The following is a 19,079-nucleotide window of genomic DNA, read 5'->3' on the forward strand; positions in this document are numbered from 1 at the left end:
AACTTAAATTTAAATTCTTACTATGTCTTACGCTATAATAAAAACAGGTGGAAAACAGTATAAAGTAAAAGCTGGTGAAATCCTGAAAATTGAAAAATTACCAGACTCAAAACCTGAGTCTAAGATAGAATTCAACGAAATACTTGCATATGGAGATGATAAATCTATAGAAATAGGTACCCCACATGTTGAAGGTGCTAAAGTAGAAGCTGATTTAATTAAAAATGGTAAAGACAGAACGATTTTAATCTTCAAAAAAAGAAGAAGACATAATTCAAGAAGAAAAAATGGTCATAGACAAGAACATACAATGATTAGAATTAACAAAATTTTTTCTAAAGATGGTAAAGTTTTATCTGAGGCAGAAAAAATGGTTAAACCAACTAAAAAAGTTGAAGCTGAAGTTAAACCAAAAACAGAAGCGGCAAATAAATAAATTAGGTAAGTTATGGCAACAAAAAAAGCAGGTGGATCATCGAGAAACGGACGAGATAGTGCTGGGCGAAGGCTTGGTGTTAAAAAGTACGGTGGTGAGACAGTAATACCTGGAAATATAATTGTAAGACAAAGAGGAACTAAAATTTTTCCTGGAGAAAATGTAGGAATGGGTAAAGATCATTCTATTTTTTCAGTAGTAAAAGGTAAAGTTGTGTTCAAAAAATCTAAAGCAGATAGAACTTTCGTTTCAGTAAAGCCCAATTAATAGTACAACTTAAATAGATGTTGTATTATGAAATTCCTAGATCAAGTAAAAATTTATATTAAAGCTGGAAACGGTGGTGATGGCTCACCAAGCTTCAGAAGAGAAAAATATGTTGAGTATGGAGGTCCCGATGGAGGTGATGGAGGAAAGGGTGGATCAATAATTTTAAAGGCTGAAGATAATCTTAACACACTTATAGATTATAGGTACCAACAACATCATAAGGCACAACGAGGAGAAAATGGTGCTGGACAAAATCGTACAGGTAAAGGAGGTGACGATTTATTTTTAAAGGTGCCCCTTGGAACTCAAGTTTTTGAAGAAGACAACAAAACTTTACTATTTGATTTTAATAAAAAAGGAGAAGATTTTGTCGTTGCTATTGGTGGTAAAGGTGGACTTGGAAATACTAGGTTTAAAAGTTCTACAAATAGAGCCCCAAGAAAATTTACCAAAGGTGGAATTGGAGAAGAGTTTACAATTTGGCTTCAATTAAAAACAATTGCTGACATTGGAATAATTGGTTTACCAAATGCTGGAAAATCAAGTTTGTTGGCTGCAATAACAAACGCAAATCCAAAAATCGCAAATTATAGATTCACTACTTTAAATCCTAATTTAGGAGTTGCATCTTATGATGATAAAGAAATTACTATTGCAGATATCCCAGGACTTGTAGAAGGTGCTCATGAAGGTGTTGGTCTTGGTATACAGTTTTTAAAACATATAGAAAGATGTAAATCATTATTGCATCTTATAGATATTACGAACTTAGATTTAAATGAGTCTTACGAACAAGTTAAAAATGAATTAAAAAGTTACAGCTCAAAATTAATTGATAAAAAAGAGCTTGTAGTACTTAATAAAATAGATTTAGTAGATGAAGATACTGTTAAAGATGTAATTGATTATTTTTCAAAAGGTAAAAATTGTGAAATAATGACTATGACTACATTAGAAAAAGACTCTATATCTAAAATTAAAGCAAAACTTTTGTCATATGTCTCTTAAAAATTCTAAAATAATAGTTGTCAAAATAGGATCTTCACTTCTCGTAGATAACAATAAAAAGATTAGAAAAAAATGGCTTTCTAGTTTTGCAAAAGATATCAAAAAATTAAAAGATAAAAATCAAAAAGTAGTAATTGTAAGCTCAGGTGCAATAGCGCTTGGATGCAAGAAAATGAATATAAATAAAAAAACAATTAAACTAGATAAGAGTCAGGCTATAGCTTCAATCGGGCAAATCGAACTGATGAACTTATTTTCTCAAACATTTACAAAATATAAGCTAAATATTTCACAAATCCTATTAACTCTTGAGGATACAGAGGAAAGAAGAAGATCTTTAAATGCTAAAAGAACTTTTGAAAATTTATTTGATTTAGGTTTTATTCCAATCGTTAATGAAAATGACACAATAGCCACAACTGAAATAAAATATGGTGATAATGATAGACTAGCGTCTAGAGTTGCACAAATTTCAGATGCTGACACTTTAATTCTTCTTTCAGATGTGAATGGTCTTTACACAAAAAATCCAAAAATTTACAAAGATGCTGAATTAATCAAAAATGTAAATGATATAAAAAAAGATTTAAAAGAGATTAATATTAAAGGTGTAAACGAATATGGTAGTGGTGGAATGGAAACTAAAATTGAAGCAGCAAAAATCTGTCAATTAGCAGGCTGTAATATGGTTATAGCAAATGGACTACTCTTAAATCCTATCTCAATGATTAATGAAAAAAATAATTGCACTTGGTTTAATTCTAAAGTTTCAAAGCTTGATGCTAGAAAAAAATGGATCATAAGTTCTATTGCGCCAAAAGGATCAATTATAATTGATGATGGTGCAAAAAAAGCTTTAAGATCAGGAAAAAGCTTATTAGCTGCTGGGATTAAAAAAATTTCAGGAAAATTTAGTAAAGGGGATCATGTCAAAATTCTAGATAAAAAAAACAACGAATGTGCAAGAGGTTTAAGTTCTTTTACATCTGATGAAATAATTAAAATTATGGGAAATCATTCAAATCAAATAGAAAAATTACTAGGTTATGTTGCAAAATCAGAAGTTATTCACAAAGATGATATGGTAGAGATTTAAAATGATTAAAAAAATGAAATTAATAGGTATTAAAAGTAGAAAAGCCTCCGAAAAAAAAATTAATTTAGATACTAAAAATAAAGTTTTAAATCTTTACGCTAAATTACTTGATAAAGAAAATAAATCGATATTAAGAGAAAACTTAAAAGATGTTAAATTTGCTAAAAGTAAAGGAATTAAAGAAAATCTAATTAACAGACTACAAATTGATAAAGTAAGACTCAAAAATATCAAAGATTCTGTCATTAAAATTTCTAAACTAAAAGATCCTGTAAATGTAACTCTAAAAAAATGGAGTAGACCAAATGGATTAAATATAAAAAGAGTAACTATACCAATTGGCGTAATTGGTGTTATTTTTGAAAGTAGACCCAATGTAACATCTGATGTAGCAGGTCTATGCTTTAAGTCTGGTAATGCTGTAATTCTAAAAGGTGGATCAGAAGCTTTGAATACCAACAGAATATTGGCAAAATTATTTCGAAAAGCTCTTAAAAAAAATAATGTGGATGAAAATTATATTCAATTTGTAGACTCTAAAGATAGAAAAATGGTCGACATTATGCTTTCAAAAATGAAACCATACATTGATGTTATAATTCCTAGAGGTGGAAAAAATTTAGTTAAAAGAGTTCAAGAGTTTTCAACAGTTCCTACAATCGGCCACCTAGAAGGTATCTGTCACACGTTTATTGATAAAGATGCAGAATTAAATATGGCATCAAATATTATTTATAATGCTAAATTAAGAAATACAGCTATTTGTGGTGCGACCGAAACTATTTTACTTCATGAGAAAATAGTTAAAAAATTTTGTAATCCAATTTTAAAAAGACTTGAGAATGAAAATTGTAAAATATACGGTGATAATATCATAAGAAAATATTACAAAGGTAAAGTTTATCCAGCTAAAGAGAAAGATTGGTCTACAGAATATTTAACAGCTGCTGTATCGGTTAAAGTTGTTAAAAGTTCTGATGAAGCTATCAATCATATAAACAAATATGGAACAATGCATACTGACTCAATTATTACTAAAAATAAAAAAACAGCTAATAAGTTTTTAAAAAATGTTAAAAGCTCTATTGCAATGCATAATACTTCAACACAGTTTGCAGATGGTGGTGAATTCGGATTTGGTGGAGAAGTAGGTATATCAACTAATACACTACCTCCAAGAGGCCCTGTTAGCTTAGAGCAGTTAGTTTCATACAAATATGAAATCTCAAGTAAAGGAAAAATAAGAGAATAACTTGGATATAAAAAAAGTTAAAATTGGAATTTTGGGAGGTTCATTTGATCCAGCTCACAAAGGTCATTTAGCAATATCTAAAGAAGCTAAAAAAAAATTCAAACTTGAAAAAATTATTTGGGCTATTACTAAGCAAAATCCACTTAAATCTGAGAGCAAGACACCTATTGCAAAAAAAATTAAGGATTGTAAAAAAATAATTGGATTGAATTCTTTTATAAAAGTAAAATTTTATGAAAATATAATTAAATCTAATAAAACTATTGATCTAATTAACCATCTTAAAAAAAATAAAAACTTTGAAATTTATTTTTTAATGGGGGCGGATAACCTGATTGATTTTCATAGATGGCACAAATCAGAATTAATTACTCAAAAATGTAATATCATCGTATTCGATCGTCACGGATATAAAAAAAATTCTTTAAAATCAAAGACATTTAAGAAGTTTAACAATAAAACTCTTACATTTGTTGAATTTAAAAAAGTCAACATTTCATCTTCTCAATTAAGAAAAATTTGATAGTCTTATTTTAACTAATGGATAAAATTTCAGATCTTAAATCAGTTGTAATTGACACACTGGATCTTAACAAAGCTCAAGACATTGTAACTATTGACCTTAAAGATAAAAGTTCAATGGCAGACTATATGATTATTGCAAGTGGTACTTCTTCAAGACATATACAGTCTTTATCAGAGCAGGTTTTAGAAAAGTTAAAAGATAATGGTATCAAAAATTCAAAAATTGAAGGTAAAGAAAGTAGTGAATGGAAGCTGGTTGACGGAATTGATTTGATTGTGCATATATTTCATCCTGAAAAAAGAAAGTTTTATGAGCTTGAAAAAATTTGGTCAGAACTAATTCCAAAAGAAAAGGTAATTATATGAAAAAAATTCAACTTTATTTGATAATTTTTTTAACCTCTTTTTTTTTCTCGTATTCAATAAATTCAGCTGAAATAGATATTTATAAAAAAATTGATCTATTTGGAGAAGTCCTTGAAAAGATAAATGAAGAATATGTAGATGAAATTAATCAATCTGAAAGCATGGACTCGGCTATTAATGGTCTTCTTCAGTCACTTGATCCCTATTCCGCTTATATGTCACCAGAAATTTTTCAAGAGATGCAAACCGAAACTAGTGGAGAGTTTGGTGGTCTTGGAATTGAAGTTAGTATGGAATCAGGTGTTGTAAAAGTAATTTCACCCATAGATGACACTCCTGCATCAAAAGCTGGCATTAAAGCTGGGGACTATATTGTAAAAATTAATAACACTCAGGTGCAAGGAAAATCCTTAAGTGAAGCAGTTGATTTAATGAGAGGTCCAGTTGGTTCTAGCATTGAGCTAACTGTGAGACGAAGAGGAGTAAAAAAAGCTCTTACATTCAACATAACAAGAGAAATAATTGAAGTACAATCTGTTAAATCAGATTTATTGGAAAATAATATAGGATACATCAGATTAACTTCTTTCAACGACAACAGTAGTCAACAGATTAAAAAACAGATTAAAAAACTTAAAGAAAATGAAAACTTAAAAGCATTTATATTGGACTTAAGAAATAATCCTGGAGGTCTATTATCTCAGGCAATAAAAATTTCTGACTTTTTTTTAGAAAATGGTGAAATAGTATCAACGAAAAGTAGAAAAAAATCAGAGAATAGAAAATGGTTTGCAAGAAAAGGAGATATTACTGATGGAAAAACTTTATTGGTATTGATCAACTATGGTTCTGCATCTGCATCTGAAATTGTTGCTGGAGCTCTTAAAGACCATAAAAGAGCAATTATACTTGGTGAAAGTAGTTACGGAAAAGGATCTGTGCAGTCAATAATTCCTCTAAAAAACAAAGGAGCTATCAGATTAACAATTGCAAAATATTATCTTCCATCTGGAAAATCTATATCAGAAGTTGGTGTAAGACCAGATATTGAAGTCAATGAAGAAGGTGATGACTTTAGAATTAAAACTGTTACCGATAATCAGCTAAATTACGCAATTAAGCTACTAAACGGATAGTAATATGAAAAAAAATTTTAGCGAACTACCGCTAAGAATTGGGGTAGGAATAATTTTATTAAATAATGATAATAAAGTTTTTGTTGCAAGAAGGATCGATAATGCTAAAAAATTTTGGCAAATGCCTCAAGGTGGGGTTGATGAGGGAGAAGATTTTTTAAAAGCTGCCTACAGAGAACTTGAGGAAGAAACTAGTGTTAAAAGTGTAGAACTAATCAAAGAATTAGATGGCTCTATAACCTACGAACTTCCTGATCGATTGTTAGGAATTATTTGGAAAGGTAAATACAAAGGTCAAAAACAAAAGTGGTTTTTAATGAAATTTATAGGAGAAGAAAAAGAAATTAATATCAAAACTAAAAATCCAGAGTTTTTAGATTGGAAATGGATTGATATTGATCAAATTACAGAAGTTGTGGTAGATTTTAAGCTACACGTTTACAAAGAACTCCAGGAAAAAGTTAAAAAGATTATTAATTAAGAGATCTTAGTACTTCAAGTTTTTGGTCAACTAAATATTTAGATTGGTCATTTATCTCAGGGTTGCTTGCTTCCTCTTCAGCCAATTTTAATAGATCTTGTTGCTTAGATTTATCTAAATCTGTGAGATTAAATATCGAGCTTGTCAGGATTGATAAATTGTTATTTTTAAACTCAACAATTCCATCCTCAACATAATAATTTTCATCACCAGATTTTGACAAAATTTTTATAATACCTGGCTTTAAAAATGAAATTATAGAAATGTGATCTTTAAGTATTCCCATCTCACCTTCAAAGGCAGGAACAACAACTTCAGATGCATCTTCTTTAACTAAAAAAGATTTTTCTGGATTTACTATTTCAATCTTAAACTCTTCACTCATTAAGCAGCAGCTTCCTTAGCCATTTTTTCAGCTTTTTCTATTGCTTCTTCTATAGTTCCAACCATATAAAAAGCTGCTTCTGGCAGGTGATCGTAGTCACCTTTACAAATTGCAGCAAAGCCTTTTATTGTTGAGTCTAAATCAACTAATTTACCTGGCGATCCAGTAAATACTTCAGCAACAAAGAACGGTTGAGATAAAAATCTCTGGATTTTTCTTGCTCTTGCTACAACCAACTTATCTTCTTCAGATAATTCATCCATACCTAAAATAGCTATTATATCTTGTAGCGATTTATAAGTTTGTAAGATTTTTTGAACTTCTCTAGCAACTCTATAATGTTCATCACCAACAATTCTAGGATCCAAAATTCTTGAAGTAGAATCAAGTGGATCAACTGCAGGATAAATACCTATTTCTGCAATTTGTCTCGAAAGTACGGTAGTAGCATCCAAGTGAGCAAATGATGTTGCGGGCGCAGGGTCAGTTAGATCATCGGCAGGTACATAAATAGCCTGTACTGATGTAATCGATCCTTTATTAGTAGTAGTAATTCTTTCTTGAAGGTTACCCATGTCAGTTGCAAGTGTAGGCTGATAACCAACAGCCGATGGTATTCTACCTAATAGTGCTGACACCTCAGAACCTGCTTGTGTAAATCTGAATATATTATCTACGAAAAAAAGAACATCTTGACCTTCTTGATCTCTAAAATATTCAGCTACAGTTAATCCTGTAAGAGCAACTCTAGCTCTAGCTCCTGGAGGCTCGTTCATTTGTCCATAAACTAGTGCAGCTTTAGATCCAGCTCCATCTTTTTTAATAACACCTGAGTCTATCATCTCATGGTATAAATCGTTTCCTTCTCTAGTTCTTTCTCCAACTCCTGCAAATACTGAAAATCCACCGTGTGCTTTTGCAACGTTGTTAATTAATTCCATAATTAAAACTGTTTTTCCAACTCCAGCTCCACCAAACAGTCCAATTTTTCCACCTTTTGCATATGGTGCTAGTAAATCAATTACCTTAATACCTGTAACTAATATTTCTGTTTCAGTAGATTGTTCGTTAAATTCTGGTGCAGCTCTGTGAATAGGCCAGCTTTCTTTTGTTTTTACTTCGCCTCTTTCATCAATAGGCTCTCCAATTACATTTATAATTCTTCCCAATGTTTCAGGGCCAACTGGAACTTGGATAGGCGCTTTAGTATTTGTCACCTCGTCACCTCTTTTTAAACCTTCAGTAGCATCCATTGCAATTGTTCTAACAGTAGATTCTCCTAAATGCTGAGCAACCTCTAAAACTAGTCGGTTGTCTCCATTTTTACATTCTAAGGCTGTTAAAATTTCTGGAAGATCTCCATCAAATTTTACGTCTACTACTGCTCCAATAACTTGTGTAATTGTTCCTTTGCTCATAATTATAAACTCTCTGCTCCTGATATGATTTCTATTAGTTCTTTAGTAATTGCTGCCTGACGACTTCTATTATACTCAATAGTAAGCTTGTCAACCATTTCACCTGCGTTTCGGGTTGCATTATCCATTGCACTCATTCTTGAGCCCTGTTCACTAGCTGAATTCTCTAACATTGCCTTAAATATTTGTGTTGAAATATTTTTTGGCAATAAATTGCTTAAAATCTCATCTTCATCTGGTTCAAACTCGTAACTATCCTCAGATTTATCATCCTCTGAATTTTCAACATTTAAAGGAATTATTTGTTGTGCTTGAGGAATTTGAGTAATTACATTTTTAAATTGGTTATAAAAAATAGTACAAACATCAAACTCTTCAGCTCCAAATTTTTCAATTACCATTTTACCAACTTTTTCAGCATCAAAATAGTTAGCATGTTTTGACTCTTTGAATGAAATATTTGCAATTATCTTGTCACTATAGGCTCTTTTAAGTTGGTCGTTACCTTTTGAACCTACAGTAATGATCTTTAGATCTTTTCCATCTTTTGAAAGCTTAGCAAAATAGCTTTTGGCCTTTTTAATAATATTTGAATTAAAACCACCACACAAACCTCTATCGGAAGTCATCACTACGCATAAATGAACTTTATCATTACCTGATCCAGATAATAATTTTGGAGCATTTTCTTTGTCAGAAATCCCACTAGAAAGATTTAGAATTATATTATTCATTTTTTCTGAATAAGGCCTTCCCTTCTCAGCACTTTCTTGGGCTCTTCTAAGTTTTGCTGCTGCTACCATCTTCATAGCTTTGGTAATTTTCTGTGTAGACTTTACACTAGCTATTCTTTTTTTAAGGTCGTCTAAACTTGCCATAATAAATTAAGATTTAAAGTTTTCCTTTAATTGAGTTATTACTTCAATTAGTAATTTTTCTTTATCATCTTCAAGTTTACCTGAGCTTTGAATTGAATCAATTATTTCAGGTTTATCAGACTTACATTTTTCAATGATTTTATTTTCAAATTCAGCAATATCTTTTAATTCAATATCATCCAAATATCCCTTTACTCCACAGAAGACAGAAATAACTTGTTCAGCTACTGTCATTGGTGAGTATTGTTTTTGTTTTAGAAGTTCAGTTAATTTTGAACCTCTGTTTAAAAGTTGTTGTGTTGAAGCATCTAGATCAGATCCAAATTGAGCAAAAGCAGCCATCTCTCTATATTGTGCTAACTCTAATTTCATTGATCCAGAAACTTTTTTCATCGCTTTTGTTTGTGCTGAAGAACCAACCCTTGAAACAGATAAACCTACGTTAATAGCTGGTCTTATCCCCTGGTTAAAAAGTTCAGTTTCTAAGAAAATCTGACCATCAGTAATTGAAATTACATTAGTTGGAATAAACGCTGATACGTCACCACCTTGTGTTTCAATAATTGGAAGCGCTGTTAGAGAACCTCCACCATGCTCGTCACTTAATTTTGCTGCTCTTTCTAACAATCTACTGTGAAGATAGAATACATCACCAGGGTAAGCTTCACGTCCTGGAGGTCTTCTTAACAATAGGGACATTTGTCTATAAGCAACAGCCTGTTTAGACAAATCATCATAAATAATTAAACCGTGCATTCCATTATCTCTGAAATATTCACCCATTGTACAACCTGTATAGGGTGCTAAAAACTGAAGTGGCGCAGAGTCAGATGCTGTTGCAGCAACGATTGTTGTGTATTCCATTGCTCCAGCTTCTTCCAATGTTTTTTGAATTTGTCTTACAGTTGATCTTTTTTGACCAATAGCGACATAAATACAATAAAGTTTTTGTTTCTCATCACCAGACTCATTAATTTTCTTTTGGTTAATGATAGCGTCAATTGCAACTGCAGTTTTACCTGTTTGTCTGTCACCAATAATTAATTCACGCTGACCTCTTCCAACTGGAACTAGACTATCAATAGATTTAAGACCTGTTTGCATAGGCTCACTAACTGACTGTCTAGGAATAATTCCTGGAGCTTTTACTTCAACTCTACTTTTTTTAACACTTTTATCTAAAGGTCCTTTGCCATCAATTGGATTTCCTAACCCATCAACAACTCTACCTAATAATTCTTTTCCGACTGGAGTATCAACAATGTTCCCAGTTCTTTTTACAGTATCACCTTCTTTGATATTTCTGTCATCTCCAAAAATTACAACCCCAACGTTTTCACTCTCTAAGTTTAAGGCCATACCTTTAGAGCCATCTGCAAACTCAACCATCTCTCCAGCTTGAACATTGTCGAGACCATAAATTCTAGCGATACCATCTCCCACTGATAAAACTTGTCCTACCTCAGTTACTTCTGCTTTATCACCAAAATTTTTAATTTGTTCTTTTAATATCTTTGTTACTTCTGAAGGATTTATTTCCATTTATGCCTCTATCATTCTGTTTTCGATTTGTTGTAATTTATTTTTAATTGAGGTGTCAACCATAGTACTTCCAACTTGTACTATTAAACCTCCTATTAAACTTTCGTCATGTTTGTAGTTTAATTTTATTTTTGAGCTAAAATTTTTAGTAAGCTCTTCTGTAATTTTTGATATTTCATCGCCAGATAATTCTTTTGCAGATTTTAATTCTGCTTTTAATTCTCCTTTTTTTTGAGAACATGTTTCAATGAAGCTCTTTAAAATTTGATCTACATAAAAAAAACGTCTTTTAGTAATTAAAAAACTTAAGAAATTTTTTAATAAACTTTCAAATTTGTTTTCATTAGAAATAATATCTATAACTTTTAAAAGATCTTCTTGGCTATTAGTTGGATCTTTAATTAGATCTGAGAAATCTTTACTTGATGAAATCAGGCTTAAGATAGATGAGGACTGATCTTCTACTTGAGAAAGAACATTGCTTTCACTTGCAAGCTCATACAAAGCTAAAGAATATCTTTCAGCTGAAGTTATTGAAAATCCCTTATTTTTACTCAACTTGGTACCTCTGTTATGTTGAAGATTATTTTAAAATCACGCTCTAATTAGCATATGACCATAATGTCTTCAAGTAGCACATTCGTTTAAAAGTCCTTTTTTTAAAGGTTAATTGAAGTTTATTGGATCAACATCAACTGAAAGTTTTATTCCTGATGAAAATTTGTAATTTGGGATAATTTCAGCGATTGAATTCTGTAATTTGAGAGATTTTGAACCTCTAATTAACATTCTTATTCTAAATTTTCTTTTTAGTCTAAAAATAGGTGCGCTGACCGGTCCTAAAACTCTTCCATTAATTTTTTTTTCGATAAAATTTTTAAAATAAAAAGCTTCTTTTTCTAATTTTACTTCATTGTCTCCTGTTAGAATTAATGAAATAAATCTTTGAAATGGTGGAAGCTTGTTTTGTCTTCTAATATCTAATTCTCTATCAAGAAAGATGTCCGGATTACTATTTGTTAAATCTGAAATCATTTTAGTATTAGTATTATAAGTTTGAAAATACACAGTAGCAGGTTTACCTGTTCTTCCTGCACGGCCAGAAAGCTGGTGATATAACTGTAAATTTTTTTCAGCTCCTCTCAGATCATGTCCTTGAGACGAAAGATCAATATCAACTACCACAATACAATTAAGGCTTGGAAAATGAAAACCTTTAGAGATCAACTGTGTTCCAACTAATATTTGAACTTCATTATTAATTATTTTTTCTAATTTATCGCTAGAGTCTTTTTTATTCATAGTATCACTCGAAAAAATTTCTATTTTTTTTGATGGAAAGTTTTTTTTAACTTCTTCAGATATTCTTTCCACACCAGGCCCACTAAAAATAAACTCACAGTCACCATCTTTTACACAAGTTCTTTTCAAAGAAGATTTAAAACCACAATAATGGCACAATAAATTATTTTTATTTTTATGATAAACTAAATTGATTGAACAATTTGGACACGAATAACTATTAAAGCATTTATTACAAAGTACATGTGGAGAAAAACCTCTTCTATTTAAAAAAAATAATACTTGGTCGTTTTTATCAAGATGAAAATTTACTTTCTCAATTATTTTTTTTGAAAGCCAAGATTGTTTTTCTAATTTTGTTTCATTAAGATTGATTATTTCATAATTTGGTAATGATGCATTTTGATAACGTTTTTCTAATTTAGAAATACTATATTTACCTTTTTTAATATTTTCATAAGTTTCAATTGATGGAACAGCTGTAATTAAATTGATAGGAATATTTTCAAATGACGCTCTTGAAATAGCCATGTCTCTTGCATTATAGGTAACTCCTTCATCTTGTTTATAAGATTGGTCATGTTCTTCATCAACAATAATTAGACCTAGTTTTTTAAATGGTAAAAATAATGATGATCTAGCTCCAATGACAACTTTTATTTCCCCGTTTGCAATTCCACTCCAAATAATTTCTTTCTTTTTTTTTGTAATACCAGAATGCCAAACTGCTGGAGTAAAGCCAAAGAATTCTATAAATTTTTTTTCAAATTGACCTGTTAAGCCAATCTCAGGTAATAAAATTAAGCCCTGAAAACCTTTGTTTATAATGTCTTTAAGGGCTTCAAAATATACCATGGTTTTTCCTGAGCCTGTTGTTCCCTGAAGAACATGAACCCTAAATTTTTGATTAGAAAAATTCATTTTTTTAAGGGATTTTTTTTGTTCTTCAGAAAGCTTTATTGAATTTTTTTTGATATTTGTGTCAAAAATTTTGTGAGTATCTTGTTGAAATTTTTCTACAGCATTACTACTTAATAAAACTAGTTTTAAAGCCATTCCTCTAGGAATTATATTGTATTCTGAAAACCAGTTAAGAAATTTGATAGTTGTTTTTTTTAATGGAGAAACGTCTAATTTTTTTAAAACACTCTTTATCTTAAAATTTCTATTATTTTTTTTTTCAAATTCATCCCAAACTACTCCTGTGATTTTAGATTTACCAAAAGGTACAACTACATAATCTCCTACTTTTAAATTAATATCACTTTCGTAAGTAAAAGGATGGTTAAAGATATTTGGTAAAAGAATCGGTACTTTCATATCTTAATAATATGAAAATTTATTAAGAGTGTATTGCTCTTTTATCTACTGATAATGCTGCTTCTTTAACAGCTTCTGAAAATGTTGGGTGAGCGTGACAAGTTCTTGCAATATCCTCAGAGCTTGCACCAAATTCCATAGCAACACCTATTTCTGCAATAAGCTCTCCTGCGTGAGGACCAATAATGTGTGCACCTAAAACCTTATCTGTAGTTTCATCTGCTAAAATTTTTACAAACCCTTCTGCGTCATCTATAGCTTTTGCTCTAGAGTTTGCCATGAATGAAAACTTACCAATTTTATATTTTGTGTTTAATTCTTTTAATTGTTCTTCTGTCTTGCCAATTGATGCAACCTCAGGGGTAGTATAAACAACACCAGGAATTGTATCATAATTTACATGACCTGATTGACCTGCAATATTTTCTGCAACCGCAATTCCTTCATCTTCTGCTTTATGGGCAAGCATTGGTCCACTTATAACGTCACCTATCGCATATATGTTATCAACGTTTGTTTTAAACATATTGTCTGTTTTAACTCTTTTTCTTTCATCTAATTCAACCCCAATAGCTTCTAAATTTAAACCATTAGTGTTTGCTTTTCGTCCAACAGAAATAAGAACTACATCACAATCAAAATTATTTTTATTTCCATCTTTATTAACTGTTAAAACAACTGCTCCTGTTTTATTATTTTGAATAGCTTCAACTTTATTTTGCATATTAAATTTGATGCCTTGTTTTTTTAAAATCTTCATAAATTCTGAGGAAATTTCTTTATCCATACCTGGAGTAATATGATCTAAAAACTCTACTACTTGCACTTCAGCTCCTAATCTTGACCAAACTGATCCCATTTCTAATCCAATGTAACCACCTCCCACTACAACCATTTTATTTGGAACTTTATCTAATTTTAATGCTCCAGTTGAAGATACAATAACTTTCTCATCAATTTCTATTCCAGGTAATGACATTGGTACAGAACCAGTTGCTATCACTGTTTTTTCAGCCTCTATAACTGTCTCTTTGTTTTGATCATCTCTAATTATAATTTCATTTTGAGATTTGAAGCTTCCAGTTCCTTTGTAATAGGTCACCTTGTTTTTTTTCAATAAAAACTCGACTCCCTTAGTAAGAATAGTCACTGCTTTATCTTTACTTTTCATCATTTTTTCTAGATTTAGCTTAACTTCTCCAACTTCAATTCCTTTACTAGATAAATTTTGAACTTTATGAAATTCTTCAGATAAATTTAATAGGCTTTTTGAGGGAATGCACCCAACGTTTAAACACGTTCCCCCAAGTGATCCTCTTGACTCTATGCAGGCTGTTTTAAGTCCAAGTTGAGCAAGCCTAATAGCACAAACATAACCACCAGGACCCCCTCCAATTACTACTGCTTGAAATTTTTCTGACATTTAAATATCCAAAAATAACCGTCTAGGGTCTTCTAAATTTTCTTTAACCATTTTTAAAAATGAAACTGACTCTTTACCGTCAATTATTCTATGATCATATGACAAAGCTAAATACATAATAGGTCTAATTTTTATTTCTCCATCAACCACAACTGGTCTTTCAACAATATTATGCATTCCAAGTACCCCTGATTGAGGAAGATTCAATATTGGTGTTGATAACATTGATCCATACACACCACCATTACTAATTGTAAATGTTCCACCTTGAAGATCTTCAATAGTTAATTTTCCGTCTCTTGCTTTTTCTGAAATTTCTTTAATATTTTTTTCAATATCAGCAAATGATAATTCATCAGCATTTCTTAATACAGGTACAACCAAACCTTTTTCGGTACCTACAGCAAAACTAAGATTATAATAATTTTTATAAATTATTTCATCACCATCTATCTCAGCATTTACTGCTGGGAAATTTTTCAATGCAACAACACACGCTTTAACAAAAAAAGACATAAAACCTAATTTTATTCCATAACGACTTTGAAAATCTTGCTGATTTTCTTTTCTCATTTCCATAATATTAGTCATATCAACTTCATTAAATGTAGTTAACAAAGCTGCATTTTCTTGTGCTTGTTTTAATCTCTTAGCTATCGTCTGTCTTAGTCTGGTCATTTTAATTCTTTCTTCTTGACCATACTGAGCTTTTCTTTCTGAAGGTTGTGGATTAGCTCCCATTAAACTTATTAGGTCACCTTTTAAAACCCTTCCATCTTTTCCTGAGCCTTGAACTGAATTAATATCTATTTTATTTTCTGTAACAATTTTTCTAACAGCTGGTGAAAGTGTTTGGCTTTCTGTATTGGTTTTAGGCTCTAATTTTTCTATTTTGGCCTTTGGAGTTTCTTCTTCTATGACTTCATCAGTTAAAACTAATGGTTCATCTTCAGTTTTTTCTTCTGGTTTTTCCTCAAAAATTTTTGGTTCTTTTTTAGATGCATCTAATTTAATTACGTTATCTTCTTTTTGAGTGGGTTCTACTTTTTTAATTTCCTCTTTTTTAACTGACCCTGCTGATCCACTCTCTGATACTGAGCCTAACAAAGCTCCAACTTCTACCACAGAGCCATCTTTTGAATTTATTTCTGTTAAAATACCTTTAATAGGAGATGGCACTTCAAGATTAACCTTATCTGTCTCAAGCTCTACGATTGGCTCATCAGCGTCAACAGCATCACCAGCATTTTTTAGCCATTTTGCAACTGTTGCCTCAGTAATACTTTCGCCAAGAACAGGAACTACAATTTTTTCACTCATCTATAATTATTCAAAAACCTTATCAATTATTTCTTGTTGTTGAGAATTATGCCTTTTTGCATATCCTGTTGCTGGGGATGCATCGGGGCTTCTTCCTATATAAGAAATTTCATTATTATTAGCCTTAATAGTATCCAATGTCCATTGGATATAATCTCTAACTGAAAACCAAGCACCCATATTTTTAGGCTCTTCCTGACACCAAAAAAATTTAGCATTCTTTGCGTATGGTTTAAGCTCTTTAACAAGAGTTTTCGCAGGAAATGGGTAGAGTTGCTCAACTCTATATAAAATTACATCATCTTTTTTTAATTTTTCTCTAGCTTCCAATAAATCAAAATAAACTTTACCTGAACACATTATTACTTTTTTAATTTCTGAACTTTCTTTTAATTTTATAAAACCTTTTGTTTGTGGGTCTATTGCATGGTCCCAAAGTATTCTATGAAAAGAATTCGATTTACTAAAATCTTCTAAATTTGATACACAGTATTTATTTCTAAGTAAAGATTTTGGAGTCATCATAATTAATGGTTTTCTAAAATCTCTATGCATTTGTCTTCTAAGAGCATGAAAATAATTTGCAGGTGTTGTACAATTCATAACTTGCATATTGTCATTTGAGCACATCTGTAAAAATCTCTCTAATCTAGCTGATGAGTGTTCTGGTCCTTGACCTTCATATCCATGGGGCAATAACATTACTAATCCAGAAGCTCTTCTCCATTTTCTCTCTCCTGATGCAATAAATTGATCAATCACAACTTGTGCACCATTCGCAAAATCTCCAAATTGTGCTTCCCATAGAGTAAGAGTATTTGGTTCAACCAAACTATAACCATATTCAAATCCCAGAACAGCTAATTCTGATAAAAAGCTATCAACAACTTCAAATTGTTTTTGATTATTTGAAATATTATTTAGAGGAACATATCGACTGTTATTTTTTTGATTTCTTAATACTGAATGTCTCTGACTAAAAGTTCCCCTTCCAGAATCTTGCCCAACCAATCTTACTGGATAGCCCTCTTCTAAAAGAGATCCAAATGCTAAAGCTTCAGCTGTTGACCAATCAATATTGGATCCACTCTTAACAGCTTCTCTTCTATTATTTAATATTTTGACTATCGTTTTATGTAAATTTAATTCATCCGATGAAGCATTTATTTTTTCTGAAATTTGTAAAAGCTTTTTAGTATCTGCTCCCGTTACTCCTCTTTTATCTTTTCCTTTTTCAGGTTTATATGCTGACCACGTACCTTCAAACCAAGCAATTTTTGGTTTGTAATCTTTTGCATTTTTAAACTGATCATCAAGCAAGTTTTTAAAAGTCTTAATTGAATTATCTAAACTTTCATTTGAAATTACATTTTCATCTACAAGTCTTTTACCATAAACTTTTATTGTTGAAGGATGAGATCTAATTTTTTCATACATCAAAGGTTGCGTAAATGATGGCTCATCTCCTTCATTGTGACCAAACCTTCTGTAACAAATTAAATCTACAACTACATCTCTATTGAATTTAAGTCTAAACTCTGTTGCTATTCTAGCCGCATAAACAACAGCTTCTGGATCATCTCCATTTGCGTGAATTATTGGAGCATCAACCATCTTTGCTACATCAGATGGGTATGGGGAAGACCTGGCAAATCTTGGGCTTGTCGTAAATCCTATCTGATTATTAACTATTATGTGAATTGTACCACCAGTATTATGTCCAGGCAGTCCAGACATTGCAAAACATTCAGCTACAACACCTTGGCCTGCAAAAGCAGCATCGCCATGAATTAAAATTGGTATTACTTTGTTTCTCTCTTTATCCTTGTGGAAATATTGTTTTGCTCTAGTTTGACCTAGCACAACTGGATTAACTGCTTCTAAATGTGAAGGGTTATCAGTTAAACTAACATGAACTGAATTTCCATCAAATTCTCTATTAGATGAAGCACCTAAATGATATTTTACATCACCCGCACCCTCATCTGATGAAGTTCCAAATTCTCCAGCAAATTCATTAAATATTCTCTTATATGATTTTTGCAACACATTGGCTAAAACATTTAACCTACCTCTATGGGACATTCCAATTTTTACTTCTTTTACTTGTGATTGACCACTAATCTTAATAATTTGTTCTAAAGCTGGTATTAAGCTCTCTCCACCATCTAATCCAAATCTTTTGGTACCAACATATTTGGTATGAAGAAATTTTTCAAACCCCTCGGCTTGAATTAATTTATTCAAAATAGCTTCCTTACCATTTTTAGTAAAACTTAAATCATCTTCTGATTTTTCAATTCTATCCCTAAACCACTTTCTCTCTGTAGGATTTGAAATATGCATATATTCATATCCAACTGATCCACAATAAGTTTTTTTTAAAAATTCTAAAATTTCTTTTATATTTGAATTTTGTTTATTAATCACACCACCTAAATAAATATTTTTTTTATAATCAGATTTTTTAAAACCAAATGACTCAGGGTGAAGTTCATCTAAATAATCTGATTTAATTAATTCTAATGGATCTAATTTAGCTATGAGATGTCCTCTTTGCCTATAAGATCTTATCATCGAAACAGCTTTTATTGAATCTTCGTTTGATCCAGATGAATTTACATTCGTATCACCCACATTAGAAGCAGCACCATTGGAGTTATGATCTTCTTGATCAATTTTTTTCTGAAGCTCATCAATATCTATTTTGTTTTTTTTAGGACCCCAAGAAGGGCCATTAATTTCTTTTGCAATAATATTTAATTCATCTCCGATACCCTCAAAATAATCCTTCCAACTATCTGGTAAATCTGCATCTTTGTTAACAAACTTAAGGTACATTCGCTCAATAAATGCACTATTAGACTTGTTTAAAAATGAGGTTTTTTCGTATTCGAGATTTTTTGATGCTGACATCTATC

Annotated in this window: 18 protein-coding genes; 9 read left to right on the forward strand and 9 right to left on the reverse strand. The window is 31.0% G+C overall.

The annotated features are described in order from the left end of the window. Nucleotides 1-22 precede the first annotated feature (22 nt). From rplU to ACIJYG_RS06320, 9 genes are read left to right on the forward strand one after another with little or no spacing between them, the layout of a single operon-like run. A complete protein-coding gene (gene rplU, locus ACIJYG_RS06280) occupies nucleotides 23-436 on the forward strand; it encodes a 50S ribosomal protein L21 (RefSeq protein ID WP_028035976.1) in 414 nt (137 codons plus the stop codon). A gap of 12 nt (nucleotides 437-448) precedes the next feature. Continuing rightward, the gene (gene rpmA / locus ACIJYG_RS06285; protein WP_008544325.1) at nucleotides 449-703 is read left to right on the forward strand and encodes a 50S ribosomal protein L27; all 255 of its coding nucleotides are present in this window, start codon (nucleotides 449-451) and stop codon (nucleotides 701-703) included. 27 nt (nucleotides 704-730) lie between these two features. Further along, complete coding sequence (cgtA, locus tag ACIJYG_RS06290; RefSeq protein ID WP_435088131.1) at nucleotides 731-1,714, forward strand: Obg family GTPase CgtA; 984 nt, start codon at nucleotides 731-733, stop codon at nucleotides 1,712-1,714. After that, nucleotides 1,704-2,810, forward strand: coding sequence for a glutamate 5-kinase (gene proB, locus ACIJYG_RS06295; RefSeq protein WP_435096464.1), 1,107 nt, complete (start codon nucleotides 1,704-1,706; stop codon nucleotides 2,808-2,810). The genes cgtA and proB overlap by 11 nt, the downstream gene beginning before the upstream one ends. Before the next feature lies 1 nt (nucleotide 2,811). Next, complete coding sequence (locus ACIJYG_RS06300; RefSeq protein ID WP_435096467.1) at nucleotides 2,812-4,062, forward strand: glutamate-5-semialdehyde dehydrogenase; 1,251 nt, start codon at nucleotides 2,812-2,814, stop codon at nucleotides 4,060-4,062. 1 nt (nucleotide 4,063) lies between these two features. Next, nucleotides 4,064-4,585 carry a nicotinate (nicotinamide) nucleotide adenylyltransferase gene (gene nadD, locus ACIJYG_RS06305; RefSeq protein ID WP_435096470.1) on the forward strand — a complete coding sequence of 174 codons (522 nt, stop codon included), beginning with the start codon at nucleotides 4,064-4,066 and terminating at the stop codon, nucleotides 4,583-4,585. 17 nt (nucleotides 4,586-4,602) lie between these two features. Beyond that, nucleotides 4,603-4,953 (forward strand): ribosome silencing factor, encoded by a 351-nt coding sequence (gene rsfS, locus ACIJYG_RS06310; protein WP_435096473.1) that lies wholly within the window; start codon nucleotides 4,603-4,605, stop codon nucleotides 4,951-4,953. Next, nucleotides 4,950-6,089 carry a S41 family peptidase gene (locus ACIJYG_RS06315; RefSeq protein WP_435096476.1) on the forward strand — a complete coding sequence of 380 codons (1,140 nt, stop codon included), beginning with the start codon at nucleotides 4,950-4,952 and terminating at the stop codon, nucleotides 6,087-6,089. Before rsfS ends, ACIJYG_RS06315 begins: the two co-directional genes overlap by 4 nt. Nucleotides 6,090-6,093: 4 nt before the next feature. After that, the gene (locus tag ACIJYG_RS06320) at nucleotides 6,094-6,570 is read left to right on the forward strand and encodes an RNA pyrophosphohydrolase (RefSeq protein WP_435096479.1); all 477 of its coding nucleotides are present in this window, start codon (nucleotides 6,094-6,096) and stop codon (nucleotides 6,568-6,570) included. On the opposite strand, the gene atpC is transcribed toward ACIJYG_RS06320, so the two are convergent. The 9 genes from atpC to ACIJYG_RS06365 all read right to left on the reverse strand — a co-directional run bounded on the left by atpC (nucleotide 6,563) and on the right by ACIJYG_RS06365 (nucleotide 19,074). Beyond that, complete coding sequence (gene atpC / locus ACIJYG_RS06325; RefSeq protein ID WP_435088144.1) at nucleotides 6,563-6,955, reverse strand: ATP synthase F1 subunit epsilon; 393 nt, start codon at nucleotides 6,953-6,955, stop codon at nucleotides 6,563-6,565. The two genes, ACIJYG_RS06320 and atpC, sit on opposite strands and share 8 nt — an antisense overlap. Further along, the gene (gene atpD / locus ACIJYG_RS06330; RefSeq protein WP_435088146.1) at nucleotides 6,955-8,373 is read right to left on the reverse strand and encodes a F0F1 ATP synthase subunit beta; all 1,419 of its coding nucleotides are present in this window, start codon (nucleotides 8,371-8,373) and stop codon (nucleotides 6,955-6,957) included. The genes atpC and atpD overlap by 1 nt, the downstream gene beginning before the upstream one ends. 2 nt (nucleotides 8,374-8,375) lie before the next feature. After that, nucleotides 8,376-9,251, reverse strand: coding sequence for a F0F1 ATP synthase subunit gamma (locus tag ACIJYG_RS06335; protein ID WP_435096482.1), 876 nt, complete (start codon nucleotides 9,249-9,251; stop codon nucleotides 8,376-8,378). A gap of 6 nt (nucleotides 9,252-9,257) precedes the next feature. Next, nucleotides 9,258-10,793, reverse strand: a complete 1,536-nt coding sequence (gene atpA, locus ACIJYG_RS06340) for a F0F1 ATP synthase subunit alpha (protein ID WP_271487867.1) — start codon at nucleotides 10,791-10,793, stop codon at nucleotides 9,258-9,260. Beyond that, the gene (atpH, locus tag ACIJYG_RS06345; protein ID WP_435096486.1) at nucleotides 10,794-11,351 is read right to left on the reverse strand and encodes an ATP synthase F1 subunit delta; all 558 of its coding nucleotides are present in this window, start codon (nucleotides 11,349-11,351) and stop codon (nucleotides 10,794-10,796) included. A gap of 108 nt (nucleotides 11,352-11,459) precedes the next feature. After that, nucleotides 11,460-13,415: a replication restart helicase PriA gene (priA, locus tag ACIJYG_RS06350; RefSeq protein WP_435096489.1), complete on the reverse strand. Its 1,956-nt coding sequence runs from the start codon at nucleotides 13,413-13,415 to the stop codon at nucleotides 11,460-11,462. A 22-nt stretch (nucleotides 13,416-13,437) separates the two neighbouring features. After that, nucleotides 13,438-14,838 (reverse strand): dihydrolipoyl dehydrogenase, encoded by a 1,401-nt coding sequence (lpdA, locus tag ACIJYG_RS06355; RefSeq protein ID WP_435096492.1) that lies wholly within the window; start codon nucleotides 14,836-14,838, stop codon nucleotides 13,438-13,440. After that, the gene (odhB, locus tag ACIJYG_RS06360) at nucleotides 14,839-16,158 is read right to left on the reverse strand and encodes a 2-oxoglutarate dehydrogenase complex dihydrolipoyllysine-residue succinyltransferase (RefSeq protein ID WP_435096495.1); all 1,320 of its coding nucleotides are present in this window, start codon (nucleotides 16,156-16,158) and stop codon (nucleotides 14,839-14,841) included. Nucleotides 16,159-16,164: 6 nt separating this feature from the next. Further along, the gene (locus tag ACIJYG_RS06365) at nucleotides 16,165-19,074 is read right to left on the reverse strand and encodes a 2-oxoglutarate dehydrogenase E1 component (protein ID WP_435096498.1); all 2,910 of its coding nucleotides are present in this window, start codon (nucleotides 19,072-19,074) and stop codon (nucleotides 16,165-16,167) included. Between the last annotated feature and the right edge of the window lie 5 nt (nucleotides 19,075-19,079).

It is taken from the genome of Candidatus Pelagibacter bacterium nBUS_27, from assembly GCF_051200985.1.
In the GTDB taxonomy this organism is placed as follows: domain Bacteria; phylum Pseudomonadota; class Alphaproteobacteria; order Pelagibacterales; family Pelagibacteraceae; genus Pelagibacter.

Excerpts from the sequence above, each read along its gene's own strand:
- priA (WP_435096489.1), bottom strand. The coding sequence starts at position 13,415 with ATGAAAGTACCGATTCTTTTACCAAATATCTTTAACCATCCTTTTACT.
- ACIJYG_RS06365 (WP_435096498.1), bottom strand. The coding sequence starts at position 19,074 with ATGTCAGCATCAAAAAATCTCGAATACGAAAAAACCTCATTTTTAAAC.
- atpC (WP_435088144.1), bottom strand. The coding sequence starts at position 6,955 with ATGAGTGAAGAGTTTAAGATTGAAATAGTAAATCCAGAAAAATCTTTT.
- atpD (WP_435088146.1), bottom strand. The coding sequence starts at position 8,373 with ATGAGCAAAGGAACAATTACACAAGTTATTGGAGCAGTAGTAGACGTA.
- rsfS (WP_435096473.1), top strand. The coding sequence starts at position 4,603 with ATGGATAAAATTTCAGATCTTAAATCAGTTGTAATTGACACACTGGAT.
- rpmA (WP_008544325.1), top strand. The coding sequence starts at position 449 with ATGGCAACAAAAAAAGCAGGTGGATCATCGAGAAACGGACGAGATAGT.
- odhB (WP_435096495.1), bottom strand. The coding sequence starts at position 16,158 with ATGAGTGAAAAAATTGTAGTTCCTGTTCTTGGCGAAAGTATTACTGAG.
- lpdA (WP_435096492.1), bottom strand. The coding sequence starts at position 14,838 with ATGTCAGAAAAATTTCAAGCAGTAGTAATTGGAGGGGGTCCTGGTGGT.
- rplU (WP_028035976.1), top strand. The coding sequence starts at position 23 with ATGTCTTACGCTATAATAAAAACAGGTGGAAAACAGTATAAAGTAAAA.
- ACIJYG_RS06335 (WP_435096482.1), bottom strand. The coding sequence starts at position 9,251 with ATGGCAAGTTTAGACGACCTTAAAAAAAGAATAGCTAGTGTAAAGTCT.
- ACIJYG_RS06315 (WP_435096476.1), top strand. The coding sequence starts at position 4,950 with ATGAAAAAAATTCAACTTTATTTGATAATTTTTTTAACCTCTTTTTTT.
- ACIJYG_RS06320 (WP_435096479.1), top strand. The coding sequence starts at position 6,094 with ATGAAAAAAAATTTTAGCGAACTACCGCTAAGAATTGGGGTAGGAATA.
- ACIJYG_RS06300 (WP_435096467.1), top strand. The coding sequence starts at position 2,812 with ATGATTAAAAAAATGAAATTAATAGGTATTAAAAGTAGAAAAGCCTCC.
- atpA (WP_271487867.1), bottom strand. The coding sequence starts at position 10,793 with ATGGAAATAAATCCTTCAGAAGTAACAAAGATATTAAAAGAACAAATT.
- proB (WP_435096464.1), top strand. The coding sequence starts at position 1,704 with ATGTCTCTTAAAAATTCTAAAATAATAGTTGTCAAAATAGGATCTTCA.
- cgtA (WP_435088131.1), top strand. The coding sequence starts at position 731 with ATGAAATTCCTAGATCAAGTAAAAATTTATATTAAAGCTGGAAACGGT.